This is a genomic window from Methylobacterium sp. 2A (genome assembly GCF_009806555.1).
GTDB lineage: Bacteria > Pseudomonadota > Alphaproteobacteria > Rhizobiales > Beijerinckiaceae > Methylobacterium.
Genome location: NZ_VUOK01000058.1, coordinates 99941 through 112322, shown reverse-complemented (window position 1 = coordinate 112322; position 12382 = coordinate 99941). Strand labels below are relative to the sequence as shown.

General features: G+C 68.6%; 10 protein-coding genes. 6 read left to right on the top strand and 4 right to left on the bottom strand.

Annotation, left to right across the window (positions count from 1 at the left end; translation table 11 throughout):
* Positions 1-37: 37 nt before the first annotated feature.
* From FVE89_RS25475 to FVE89_RS25450, 6 genes are all read left to right on the top strand, one after another.
* The gene (locus FVE89_RS25475; RefSeq protein ID WP_161392945.1) at positions 38-757 is read left to right on the top strand and encodes a ribonuclease activity regulator RraA; all 720 of its coding nucleotides are present in this window, start codon (positions 38-40) and stop codon (positions 755-757) included.
* 51 nt (positions 758-808) lie between these two features.
* A complete protein-coding gene (locus tag FVE89_RS25470) occupies positions 809-2152 on the top strand; it encodes an MFS transporter (RefSeq protein ID WP_161392944.1) in 1344 nt (447 codons plus the stop codon).
* Positions 2153-2169: 17 nt separating this feature from the next.
* A complete protein-coding gene (gene araD / locus FVE89_RS25465) occupies positions 2170-3900 on the top strand; it encodes an L-arabinonate dehydratase (RefSeq protein WP_161392943.1) in 1731 nt (576 codons plus the stop codon).
* 50 nt (positions 3901-3950) lie between these two features.
* Complete coding sequence (locus FVE89_RS25460; RefSeq protein ID WP_202131063.1) at positions 3951-4955, top strand: SMP-30/gluconolactonase/LRE family protein; 1005 nt, start codon at positions 3951-3953, stop codon at positions 4953-4955.
* A 131-nt stretch (positions 4956-5086) separates the two neighbouring features.
* The gene (locus FVE89_RS25455; protein ID WP_161392942.1) at positions 5087-5374 is read left to right on the top strand and encodes a DUF6516 family protein; all 288 of its coding nucleotides are present in this window, start codon (positions 5087-5089) and stop codon (positions 5372-5374) included.
* A 5-nt stretch (positions 5375-5379) separates the two neighbouring features.
* The gene (locus FVE89_RS25450; protein WP_202131062.1) at positions 5380-5715 is read left to right on the top strand and encodes a helix-turn-helix domain-containing protein; all 336 of its coding nucleotides are present in this window, start codon (positions 5380-5382) and stop codon (positions 5713-5715) included.
* Positions 5716-5852: 137 nt separating this feature from the next.
* Here FVE89_RS25450 and metH read toward each other — a convergent pair whose 3' ends face one another.
* From metH to FVE89_RS25430, 4 genes are all read right to left on the bottom strand, one after another.
* Complete coding sequence (gene metH / locus FVE89_RS25445; protein WP_161392940.1) at positions 5853-9605, bottom strand: methionine synthase; 3753 nt, start codon at positions 9603-9605, stop codon at positions 5853-5855.
* 171 nt (positions 9606-9776) lie between these two features.
* On the bottom strand, positions 9777-10028 hold the full coding sequence (locus FVE89_RS25440; RefSeq protein WP_161392939.1) for a hypothetical protein: 252 nt from the start codon (positions 10026-10028) through the stop codon (positions 9777-9779).
* A 43-nt stretch (positions 10029-10071) separates the two neighbouring features.
* Entirely contained in the window at positions 10072-10992 is a 921-nt protein-coding gene (metF, locus tag FVE89_RS25435) for a methylenetetrahydrofolate reductase [NAD(P)H] (RefSeq protein ID WP_161392938.1), read from the bottom strand.
* 45 nt (positions 10993-11037) lie between these two features.
* The gene (locus tag FVE89_RS25430) at positions 11038-12048 is read right to left on the bottom strand and encodes a metalloregulator ArsR/SmtB family transcription factor (protein ID WP_161392937.1); all 1011 of its coding nucleotides are present in this window, start codon (positions 12046-12048) and stop codon (positions 11038-11040) included.
* Between the last annotated feature and the right edge of the window lie 334 nt (positions 12049-12382).

Below are 12382 nucleotides of genomic sequence, written 5' to 3'. Positions count from 1 at the left end.
GCTGCGGAGCGACACGACGACCAGGGAGGATGGGCGGATGTCGGGGCTGTCGCAGGAGACGCGCGCCAAGCTGAAGACCGTCAGCACGGCGACGCTGATGACCGCCCTGTACAAGCGCGGCTTCCGCAATCAGATGATCCAGGGCGTCCTGCCCTTGAAGAAGGGCGGCCCCACCATGGTCGGCGAGGCCTTCACGCTGCGCTACATGCCGGCCCGCGAGGACCTGAACCCGATCACCGTGTTCCGCGACCGGACCCACCCGCAGCGCAAGGCCGTGGAGGAATGCCCGCCCGGCGCTGTGTTCGTGATCGACAGCCGCAAGGATGCGCGCGCCGCCTCCGCGGGCTCGATCCTGGCGACGCGGCTGATGGTGCGCGGCTGCGCCGGCCTCGTGACCGATGGCGGGTTCCGCGATGCCGACGAGATCGCCGCCCTCGACATGCCGAGCTACCACGCGCGGCCGTCCGCGCCGACCAACCTCACCATCCATCAGGCGATCGACATCAACGTGCCGATCGGTTGCGGCGATGCTCCGGTCTTCCCCGGCGACGTGATCGTGGGCGACGGTGACGGCGTCGCGGTGATCCCCGCCCACCTCGCCGACGAGATCGCCGACGAGGCCGTCGAGATGACGGCCTACGAGGATTTCGTCACCGAGGAGGTCCGCAAGGGCCGCTCGATCCTCGGCCTCTACCCGGCCACCGACGAGCAGAGCCTCGCCGACTTCGCCGCGTGGCGCAAGCAGACCGGCCGCTGAGCCCTTGGCACCGGTCCAGGCCGGGACGGAAGACAATTCGCGGAGGGCGTCATGGCGGCGGGCATTCCAACAGTCTCGGCGGCCCCGGAGATCGAGCGGCGGACCATCTCCAAGGTCTCGTGGCGGCTTCTGCCGCTGATCGTGGTGATCTACTTCATCGCCTACATGGACCGGACGAATGTGGGCTTCGCCTCCTTCGGCCTGAACCGGGAGTTCGGCTTCTCGGCGACCCTCTACGGCTGGGGCGCCGGCATCTTCTTCCTCGGCTACTTCTTCTTCGAGGTGCCGAGCAACGTGCTGCTGGAGCGCACCGGGGCGCGGATCTGGATCGCCCGGATCATGATCACCTGGGGGCTGGTCGCGGGCGGCATGGCGTTCATCGCCGGCCCGGTGAGCTTCCTGGTGCTGCGCTTCCTGCTCGGCGTCGCCGAGGCCGGCTTCTTCCCCGGCATGATCCTGTACTTCACCTACTGGTTCCCGCGGAAATATCGGGCCCGGGTCGTGGCGGCTTTGTTCCTGGCGGTGCCGGGCTCGAACGCCCTGACGGCGGTGATCTCCGGGGCGCTGCTCCAGCTCGACGGGGTGTTGGGCCTGCATGGCTGGCAATGGCTGTTCATCCTGGAGGCGGCGCCCTCGATCGTGCTGGCCTTCGTGGTCCTCGCGCTGATGACCGACCGGCCCGCCAAGGCGACATGGCTCGCCGAGGACGAGCGCCGCTGGCTGGAGGACAGGCTGGAGGCGGAGCGCCGGAGCTCCGTGAAGACGCACGGGCACTTCACCCTCCGGCAGGCGCTCACCGATAGCCGGGTGCTGACGCTCGCGGCGATCTACTTCACCATCGTCACGGCGACCTACGGCATCACCTTCTTCATGCCGCCGATCCTCAAGAGCCTGAAGCTCACCGACTGGGAGACCGGTCTTGCCACCGCGGTTCCCTACATCGTCGGGACGATCGGCATGGTCTCGTGGAGCTGGTCGTCGGACCGGCGCAACGAGCGGCGCTGGCACTTCGTCATCGCGGCGATCGTGGCGGCGATCGGACTCATCGCCTCCGGCCCGCTGCTCGGCAGCCTCTGGGCGCTCGCCGCGATGTCGGTGGCGACCGTCGGGCTCTACGGCACCAAGCCGGCCTTCTGGCCCCTGCCGGCGGAGTTCCTGTCGGGCCCGGCCGCGGCCGGCGGCATCGCGCTGATCAACGCGATCGGCAATCTCGGTGGCTTCGTCGGCCCCTATGTCCTGGGCTGGCTGAAGGATACGACCGGCACCTATGAGGCCGGGCTCTACTTCCTGGCGGGCTGCGCGCTGGCCTCGGCGGTCCTGGCCTTCGTGTCGATCCGCCCGCAGGCGCCGGCCGCGGAGGCGGGCGCGCCCGGCGCCGTCCGCCCGAACGCGTGAGACGGAAAGGCATTGCAATGACCGCGCGCAAGAAGACTCTCGGCGAATTGCGCAGCCAGCGCTGGTTCGGCGCCACCGACCTGCGCAGCTTCGGCCACCGCTCGCGGATGCTCCAGATGGGCTACGAGCGCGCCGATTTCAGCGACAAGCCGGTGGTCGGCATCATCAACACGTGGAGCGACATCAACCCCTGCCACCAGCACTTCAAGGCCCGGGTCGAGCACGTGAAGCGCGGCGTCTGGCAGGCGGGCGGCTTCCCGATCGAGCTGCCGGCGCTCTCGCTGTCGGAAAACTTCGTGAAGCCGACCACGATGCTCTACCGCAACCTCCTCGCCATGGAGGTGGAGGAACTGCTGCGCCAGCATCCCGTGGACGGGGCGGTGCTGATGGGCGGCTGCGACAAGACCACGCCCGGCACCGTAATGGGCGGGATCTCGATGAACCTGCCGATGATCTTCCTGCCGGCCGGGCCGATGATGCGCGGCCATTTCGGCGGGACGATCCTCGGTTCGGGCTCGGACGTGTGGAAGTACTGGGCCGAGAAGGAAGCCGGGAACATCACCACGCAGGAATGGAACGACATGGAGGCGGGCATCGCCCGCTCGGCCGGCACCTGCATGACCATGGGCACCGCCTCGACGATGACGTCGATCGCCGAGGCCTTAGGGCTCACCCTGCCGGGCGCGGCCTCGATCCCGGCGGCGGATGCCGACCATCCCCGCATGGCCGGCGCCTGCGGCCGGCGGATCGTCGAGATGATCTGGGAGGACCTGAAACCCTCCGACATCCTCGACCGGCGGTCCATCGACAACGCGCTGGTGGTCCACAACGCGCTCGCCGGCTCGACCAACGCGATGATCCATCTCGTCGCCATGGCGGGCCGGGCCGGCATCCCGGTGAAGCTCACCGAGTTCGATGAGTTCGCTCAGAAGGTGCCGGTGATCGCGAACCTGCGGCCCTCCGGTCAGTGGCTGATGGAGGATTTCCACATCGCGGGCGGGATCCGGGCACTGATGGCGCGGCTCTCCCCCCTACTCCACCTCGACGCCCGCTCGGTCACCGGCGGCACGATCGGCGACGGGCTCGCCGGCATCCGGGTCTACAACGACGACGTGATCCGCCCGCTGGACCAGCCGATCGTCGCCATGGGCGGCACCGCGATCCTCTACGGCAACCTCGCCCCCGACGGCTGCGTGATCAAGCCGCCGGCCGCCGACCCGCGCTTCCTCCAGCATACCGGCCCGGCTCTGGTCTTCGACGATTACGACGCGATGAACGCGGCGGTGAACGACCTCGACCTCGACGTCACCCCCGACCACGTGATGATCCTGCGCAATGCCGGCCCGATCGGCGGACCCGGCATGCCGGAATGGGGGATGCTGCCGATCCCGAAGGTGCTGCTCCGGCAGGGCGTGCGCGACATGGTCCGGATCTCGGACGCGCGGATGAGCGGCACGAGCTACGGCGCCTGCATCCTGCACGTCTCGCCGGAATCGGCGGCCGGCGGCCCACTCGCTGCCGTGCGCAACGGCGATCTCATCACGGTCGACGTGCCCGGGCGACGGATCCACCTGCATATCGACGATGCCGAGATCGCCGAGCGCGTGAAGGCGTTCCGCCCGCCGGACCGGGCCTATCCACGGGGCTACAACCGCCTGTTCGCCCAGCACGTGCGGCAGGCCCATGAGGGTTGCGACTTCGATTTCCTGGAGGGCGCGGGCGGCATCCCAGAACCCGAGATTCACTGACCTGGTCCGAGCCGCCGGAGAGCGGCGGACCTGCATTACAGGGAGGCGACATGACGCTGATCGCGCGCAGGGGGCTGCTCGCCGGAGCGGCCCTCGTCGGCGCCGCGCGGGCGGCGGGGGCTGGGTGGGAGCCGTCGCAGCGGGTGCCCGACCCCGCCGTCGAGATCCTCGACCCGGCCTTCGCCAAGTACCGCCTCGCCTCCGCGACCGTGGAGCGGGTCGCCACGGGCCTGCGCTGGGCCGAGGGGCCGGTCTGGTTCGGCGATCGGGGATCGCTGCTGTTCAGCGACGTGGTCAACGACCGGATCATGACGTGGGAGGAGGCCTCCGGCGCGCTCTCCGTGTTCCGCAAGCCGTCGAACTACGCCAACGGCAACACCCGCGACCGGCAGGGCCGGCTGATCACCTGCCAGCACACGACGCGCAGCGTCACCCGTACGGAGCACGACGGCAGTATCACGACGCTGATGGACCGGTTCGACGGCAAGCCGCTGAACTCGCCGAACGACGTGGTCTGCCATTCCGACGGCGCGATCTGGTTCACCGACCCGGCCTTCGGGCCGAGCCCGCACGAGTCGATGGCGGCGCCGGAGCTTCCGGGGAATGTCTACCGGATCGACCCGAAGACGGGCCAAGCCAGCCTCGCGGTCGAGGGCGTGGCGGGGCCGAACGGGCTCTGCTTCTCGCCGGACGAGTCGAAGCTCTACGTCATCGAGGCCCGCGCCAAGCCCAACCGCCTGATCCGCGTCTACGACGTGGTCGAGACCGGCACCAAGACCGCCAACGGACGGGTGTTCTACGACGCCGGTACCGGCACGCCGGACGGGTTCCGCGCCGATGTCGATGGCAATCTCTGGTGCGGCTGGGGGATGAGCGAGGCCGAGGACGGGGTACTGGTGCTGTCGCCGCAGGCCAAGCCGATCGGCCGGATCCGCCTGCCGGAGCGCTGCGCCAACCTGTGCTTCGGCGGGCGCAACCGCAACCTGCTGCTGATGGCGGCGACGCACTCGGTTTATGCGCTGTATGTGAATACGCGGGGCGCGGGGACGTGCTGAGAGCGGCCTTTCGCGAGTCAGATCGTACGCACCACCGCGAGCTGTGCGAGCGGCACGATCGCTGCCATGAGCACATCATCGCCTGTTGGTGACATTGCCAACACGCGCGTCCGGCGGCATCCTGTCTCATCATGAAGGCCGAGCTGCTGCTCAGGGAGAGGATCGCGATCGTCCCTGAGCGGTCCTTCGCCGAACTGGTTGTCTGGAGCGTGCCGACTCCCGTCCGCGAAAGTGCCCACGGCTTCAAGTACAGGCTTGCGCTCGTGGTCGATGGCGTGTGCGTGCTGCGATACGATAACGAAGCCGGAAAGGGCGATCATAAGCATATGGGAGGACGGGAGATCCCCTATAGCTTCGTCAGCCCAGAGGCTCTGCTGGCCGATTTCTGGGCCGACGTCGAACCTTGGAGGCGGCCATGAGGACCGTGACGATCGGCGTCTCCTCCGTGGAAGAGGCTAGCGCACGAGCCCTGGCCGCTTTCCGCGGGGAGAAGCAGGGCGCGTTCATCTCTTTTCCGACTATCGAGGGACTGTGGACCGTCCTCACGCCGCGTCGCTGGGCGCTGCTCCGGGCCCTGGCGGGCCAGGAACCCATGTCGCTGCGCGCGGTGGCGCGGTTGCTCGACCGGGATGTGAAGAACACGCATGCCGACGTGCACGCGCTCCTGAATGCCGGCCTCCTCGATCGGACGGACGATGCGCGGATCGTGTTTCCATACGACGCCGTGCATGTCGATTTCACGATCGGAAAGGCCGCCTGACGGAGCGCCCTCACCGCGCCGACCGTTCGATGGCTTTACGAGAGCAGCGAAGCGACCCAGGGCGGCGGCACGCTGACCGATGTCGCGCTGCCCTGGGGTCGCTTCGCTATGCTCGCGATGACGGCGGTGCCCCGCCCCTACTCTGCGGCCTCCGCCAGATACCGCGCCGGGTCGTAGTTCAGGATCGGCCCGAGCCAGCGCTCGACCTCGCGGACATCCATCCCCTTGCGGGCGGCGTAATCCTCGACCTGATCCCGCTCCACCTTGGCGACGCCGAAATAATGCGCCTCCGGATGGGCGATGTAGATCCCCGACACCGACGAGCCCGGCCACATCGCGTAGGACTCGGTGAGCTTCACACCGATCCGGCTCTCGGCCTTGAGCAGGTCGAACAGGGTCGTCTTCTCAGTGTGATCGGGCTGGGCCGGGTAGCCCGGGGCCGGGCGGATGCCGTCGTACTTCTCCAGCACCAGCTCCTCGGGGGCGTAGGCCTCATCGGCCGCGTAGCCCCAGAACTCCTTACGCACCCGCTCGTGCATCCGCTCGGCAAACGCCTCGGCGATGCGGTCGGCGAGCGCCTTCACGAGGATCGCCCGGTAATCGTCGTTCGCCCGCTCGAAGCGCTCGGCGATCCGCACCTCCTCCAAGCCGGCCGTCACCACGAAACCGCCGACATAGTCGGCGATGCCGGTCTCGGCCGGGGCCACGAAGTCCGACAGGCAGGTGTTCGACCGCCCGTCGCGCTTCGAGAGCTGCTGGCGCAGCCCGTGGAAGGTGGCGAGCCGCTCCGACCGGCTCTCGCCGGTGTAGAGCACGATGTCGTCGCCGACGCTGTTGGCCGGCCAGAAGCCGATCACCGCCTTCGGGTTGAACCAGCGCTCCTCCACGATCTGCTTCAGCATCGCCTGCGCGTCCTCGTAGAGGGCGCGGGCGGCCGGGCCCTGCTCGGGATCGTCCAGGATCGCCGGGAAGCGGCCCTTGAACTCGTAGGTCTGCAGGAACGGCGTCCAGTCGATATAGGGCACGAGGTCGGCGACCTCGTAGGAGCCGTAGACCCTTGTGCCGGTGAAGGTCGGCTTGGCCGGCTTGTAGGAAGACCAGTCGATCCTGAAGGCGTTGGCGCGCGCCTTGGGCAGCGGCAGCCGCTGCTTGTCGGCCTCCGAGCGCTTGTGGGCGTCGGCGACCTTGGCGTACTCGGCGCGCACCTTCTCGATCGTCGGCCCACGGGTCTCCTTCGAGATCAGGCTCGACACCACGCCGACCGCGCGGCTCGCATCGGTGACGTAGACCGCCTGGCCCTTGGCGTAGGCCGGGTGGATCTTCACCGCCGTGTGGACGCGGCTCGTGGTGGCGCCGCCGATCAGAAGCGGCACGTCCAGACCCTCGCGCTCCATCTCGCCCGCCACATGGACCATCTCGTCCAGCGACGGGGTGATCAGGCCCGACAGGCCGACGATATCGACCTTCTCGGTCTTGGCGGTCTCCAGGATCTTGGCGGCCGGCACCATCACGCCGAGATCGATGATCTCGTAGTTGTTGCAGGCCAGAACGACGCCGACGATGTTCTTGCCGATATCGTGGACGTCGCCCTTCACGGTGGCCATCAGCACCTTGCCGGCGGCCTGGCGCTTGCCGTCGCCGCCATTGGCGCGCTTCTCCTCCTCCATGAAGGGCTCGAGATAGGCGACCGCCTGCTTCATCACCCGGGCGGATTTCACCACCTGCGGCAGGAACATCTTTCCGGAGCCGAACAGGTCGCCGACCACGTTCATGCCGGCCATCAGCGGCCCCTCGATGACGTGGAGCGGGCGCTCGGCCTGCTTCCGCGCCTCCTCGGTGTCGGCCACGATGTACTCGGTGATGCCGTTGACCAGCGCGTGCTCGATGCGCTTCTCGACCGGGGCCTCGCGCCAGGACAGGTCGGCGGTCTTGGCCTGAGCCGAGGCGCCGGTCTTGAAGCGCTCGGCGGCCTCCAGCAGGCGCTCGGTGGAATCGTCGCGGCGGTTGAGGACCACGTCCTCGCACAGCTCGCGCAGCTCCGCCGGAATCTCGTCGTAGACGGCGAGCTGGCCGGCATTGACGATGCCCATATCCATGCCGGCCTTGATGGCGTGGAACAGGAACACGGCGTGCATGGCCTCGCGCACCGGCTCGTTGCCGCGGAACGCGAAGCTGAGATTCGAGACGCCGCCCGAGATATGGGCGTGTGGCAGGGTCTCGCGGATCGTGCGGGTCGCCTCGATGAAGGCCACGCCGTACGGGTTGTGTTCTTCGATACCGGTGGCGACGGCAAAGATGTTCGGATCGAAGATGATGTCCTCGGGCGGGAAGCCGACCTGCTCGGTCAGGATCCGGTAGGCCTTGGTGCAGATCTCGACCTTGCGCGCGTAGGAATCCGCCTGCCCCTGCTCGTCGAAGGCCATCACCACCACGGCGGCCCCGTAGGAGCGGCAGACCTTGGCGGCCTCGATGAATTTTTGCTTGCCCTCCTTCATGGAGATCGAGTTCACGATCGGCTTGCCCTGGATGCACTTCAGCCCGGCTTCGATCACCTCGAACTTCGAGGAATCGACCATCACGGGCACCCGGGCGATGTCGGGCTCGGCGGCGACGAGGTTCAGGAACTCGACCATCGCCTTCTGCGAATCGAGCAGGCCCTCGTCCATGTTGACGTCGATCACCTGGGCGCCGGCCGCCACCTGATCGCGGGCGACGTCCAGCGCCGCCGCGTAGTCGCCGTTGGTGATGAGCTTGCGGAACTTGGCCGAACCGGTGACGTTCGTGCGCTCGCCGACGTTCACGAAGGGGATTTCCGGCGTGAGCACGAAGGGTTCGAGGCCCGACAGCCGCATCAGGCGCGGGATCTCGGGGATCGGCCGCGGCGCCTTGCCGGCGACCGCCTCCGCGATGGCGCGGATATGGTCCGGCGTGGTGCCGCAGCAGCCGCCGACCATGTTGACGAGGCCGGATTCGGCGAACTCGCCGACCAGCTTGCCCATCGCTTCCGGGCTCTCGTCGTAGAGGCCGAACTCGTTCGGCAGGCCGGCATTCGGGTAGGCGCAGACCAGCGTGTCGCAGATCCGCGACAGCTCGGCGATGTGGCCGCGCATCTCGCGGGCGCCGAGCGCGCAGTTGAGGCCGAAGGTCAGCGGCTCGGCATGGCGCAGGGAGTGCCAGAAGGCCGCCGGGGTCTGGCCCGAGAGGGTGCGGCCCGAGAGATCCGTGATCGTGCCGGAGATCTGGATCGGCAGGCGGATCCCGGTCTCCTCAAAGACCTGCCACGCCGCCGCCACCGCGGCCTTGGCGTTCAGCGTGTCGAAGATCGTCTCGATCAGGATCAGCTCGGCGCCGCCGTCGATCAGGCCGCGGATCTGCTCGACATAGGCCTGCTTGACCTGATCGAAGGTCACCGCCCGGAAGCCCGGGTTGTTCACGTCCGGCGAGATCGACAGGGTCCGGTTCGTCGGGCCGATGGCGCCGGCCACGAAGCGGCGGCGGCCATCCTTCTCCTCGGCGAGCCTGGCGGCTTCCCGGGCGAGCCGCGCGCCCTCGGCGTTCAGCTCGTGGATGATCGACTCCATGCCGTAATCGGCCTGGGCGATGGTCGTGCCCGAGAAGGTGTTGGTCTCGCAGACATCGGCGCCGGCCAGGAAATAGTCGAGGTGGATCTGCCGGATCGCGTCGGGCTGGGTCAGGATCAGGAGGTCGTTGTTGCCCTTCTGATCGTGGCCGTGATCCTTGAACCGCTCGCCGCGAAAGTCCTCCTCGGAGAATTTCAGCCGCTGGATCACGGTGCCCATCGCCCCGTCGAGGACGAGGATCTTTTCCGCCGCGCGCTGGCGCAGGGCCTTCGCGATCTCGGTGCCGTCGACGGGGGCAAAAGCGGTCATTCGGGTGATCCCATCAGCCACCTCATCCTGAGGTGCCGGAGCGAAGCGGAGGCCTCGAAGGAGGCTTCCAGAAGTCGTGGCGATCCCTGGAACCCGCCTTCGGGGCCGCTCGCGCGGCACCTCAGGATGAGGTGGCGGGTGGGATCGATCGGTGTTTCGGGTCGGCCGCGGTCAGCCCGCCTTTTCCAAGGCGCTGAGGCGCTTCTCGATCGCTTCGAGCCGCTCCTCGACCTCTGCGGCGGCGTAGCGGCCCAGGACCGATTCGCCGTTCACGGCTTCGCGCAGATTGTCGAAGCGGCGCTCAAGCTTGTCGAAACGTGCGTCGTGCTCTTCGAGCTTGCGGTCGACGTGTTCGAAACCTGCGCGCATCTCCGCTCTCATCTCCTTGAGGAGCGGAAGAATCATATCCTGCGGCTCAGCCATGGCAGTCACCCCCAGTCACGCCCGCACCGGGCGCAGCTGAAATCTAAGCCGCCGCCTTCGCGGCCGCCAGCTTCGGCGCCTGGGCGCGCAGGCCGAGCAGGTGGCAGATCGCGTAGACCAGATCCGAGCGGTTCATCGAGTAGAAGTGGAAGTCATTGACCCCCTCGTCCACCAGATCGAGCACCTGCTCGGCCGCCACCGCGGCAGCCACGAGGCGGCGCGTCTCCACGTCGTTCTCCAGCCCCTCGAACCGGGCGGCCAGCCAGTAGGGCACCGAGGCGCCGGTCCGGCGCGCGAAGTTCGCCGCCTGCTTGAAGTTCTGCACCGGCAGGATGCCCGGGATGATCGGGATGGTGATCCCGGCGGCCCGGACCTTGTCCAGGTAGCGCAGGTAGATCTCGTTCTCGAAGAAGAACTGGGTGATCGCCTGATCGGCCCCGGCATCGACCTTGGCCTTCAGGGCGTCGATGTCGGCGTCGAGGGAGGCCGCCTCGGGGTGCTTCTCGGGATAGGCCGAGACCGAGACCTTGAAGTCGCCGATCCGCTTGATCCCCGCGACCAGCTCGGCGGTCGAGGCGTAGCCTTCCGGATGCGGGCGGTAGGCATGTCCGACACCCTCGGCCGGGTCGCCGCGGAGCGCCACGATGTGGCGCACGCCGGCATCCCAGTAGGATTGGACCACCGCGTCGATCTCCTCGCGGGAGGCGTCGACGCAGGTGAGGTGGGCGGCGGGTTTCAGGCTGGTCTCGCGGACCATCCGGGCCACCGTGTTGTGGGTGCGCTCGCGGGTCGAGCCGCCGGCGCCGTAGGTCACCGACACGAAGCTCGGCTGGAGCGGGGCAAGGCGCTCGATCGAGGCCCAGAGGATCTTCTCCATCTCCTCGGTCTTCGGCGGGAAGAACTCGATCGAGACGCGGATCGGGTGGTAGCCGTCGCGGCTGGCGCGGTGGGTGGAGCGGCGCATCGGTCTCGTCCTCTCTGTCGGTCGGTTCAGACGATGGGTTGGGCCTCAGGCGACGGCGCGCCGGGGCTGTTCGGTTGTGGCGTCGGCCAGCCCGTCCTGAGCCAGCCAGAGGGTCACGGTGAGCTGGCCCGACTCGCGCGGCGCCAGATCGCGGGTGGCGAGTGTGGCGAGTCCGGCCTCGGCGAGCCAGCCGGAGACCTGATCGGCCGAGAAGCCGAGCCGCCGGTGGGCTTGGGCGGTGCGCAGGAATTCCAGCTCGTGGGGGGCGAAATCCACCACCAGCAGCCGGCCGCCCGGCGCCACGAGCCGCGCGGCGCCGCGGAGCGCCCGGGCCGGGTCGTCGAGGTAGTGCAGCACCTGATGCACCACCACGAGGTCGAAGCTCGCCCGGGCGAAGGGCGGCGCGTGGATGTCGCCCTGCCGCAGATCGACCCGCGACAGGCCCTGCCGCTCCAGGTTGGCCCGGGCGACCGACAGCATCGCGTGGCTCGAATCGAGCCCCGTGGCGCGGGCGGCGCGCGGCGCGAGCAGGCCGAGCATCCGCCCCGTGCCGGTGCCGAGGTCGATCAGGCTGCCGATCGGGCGGTCGCCCAGCGCATCGAGCACCGCCGCCTCGACGACGGTCTCGCACACATGCAGGGAGCGCAGCTCGTCCCATTTGGGCGCGAGGCGGGCGAAGAAGGTCTGGGCCGTCTCGGCCCGCTGCGTCCGGACGGCATCGAGCCGGGCGCGATCCTCCGAGAGGGGCGGCGCCGTCCGGTCGAGCCCGGAGAGCAGCGGGTCGGCGAGGCCGGCGCGGGCCTCGGACAGGCGGAAGAAGGCCCAGGCGCCCTCGCGATGGCGCTCCACGAGGCCGGCTTCCACCAAGAGCTTCAGATGGCGCGAGATCCGCGGCTGCGACTGACCGAGGATGTCGGTGAGATCGGAGACCGAGAGCTCCCCCTCGGCCAGCAGCGCCAGGATGCGCAGGCGCGTCTCCTCGGCGGCCGCGCGCAGGACGCCCAGGGCCTCCGGAAAGGGAATCGGTCCCGCCTCGTGCTCGGCTTGGTTAGACATAAAGATATGTTTATGTGCGTTTGGCGCGGGGCGCAAGCGCGAAACGTCATGGTTTCAAAAGGCCGGGGCCTTTTGCGGGTGCAGGGCAGAGCCATGCTGTCGGGCTGCGCCCGATCGTCGGGCGAAGCCTGATAACGGGCTCCGCCCCGATACCCCGCCAAAGGGCGCGCCCCAGCCCTTTTAAGGTGTTTGCGGAAGCAACGAGACAGGGGCCAAGCGCACTCTCCTCCCCCTTGTGGGGAGGAGTTGGAGGTGGGGGTGGTGCAGACGGCACCGCTGCGCCTCATCCTGCACCACCCCCACCCCTGGCCCCTCCCCACAAGGGGGAGGGGAA

Coding starts and splice junctions, on each gene's coding strand:
- FVE89_RS25475 (WP_161392945.1), top strand. CDS start 38: ATGTCGGGGCTGTCGCAGGAGACGCGCGCCAAGCTGAAGACCGTCAGC.
- FVE89_RS25470 (WP_161392944.1), top strand. CDS start 809: ATGGCGGCGGGCATTCCAACAGTCTCGGCGGCCCCGGAGATCGAGCGG.
- araD (WP_161392943.1), top strand. CDS start 2,170: ATGACCGCGCGCAAGAAGACTCTCGGCGAATTGCGCAGCCAGCGCTGG.
- FVE89_RS25460 (WP_202131063.1), top strand. CDS start 3,951: ATGACGCTGATCGCGCGCAGGGGGCTGCTCGCCGGAGCGGCCCTCGTC.
- FVE89_RS25455 (WP_161392942.1), top strand. CDS start 5,087: ATGAAGGCCGAGCTGCTGCTCAGGGAGAGGATCGCGATCGTCCCTGAG.
- metH (WP_161392940.1), bottom strand. CDS start 9,605: ATGACCGCTTTTGCCCCCGTCGACGGCACCGAGATCGCGAAGGCCCTG.
- FVE89_RS25440 (WP_161392939.1), bottom strand. CDS start 10,028: ATGGCTGAGCCGCAGGATATGATTCTTCCGCTCCTCAAGGAGATGAGA.
- metF (WP_161392938.1), bottom strand. CDS start 10,992: ATGCGCCGCTCCACCCACCGCGCCAGCCGCGACGGCTACCACCCGATC.
- FVE89_RS25430 (WP_161392937.1), bottom strand. CDS start 12,048: ATGTCTAACCAAGCCGAGCACGAGGCGGGACCGATTCCCTTTCCGGAG.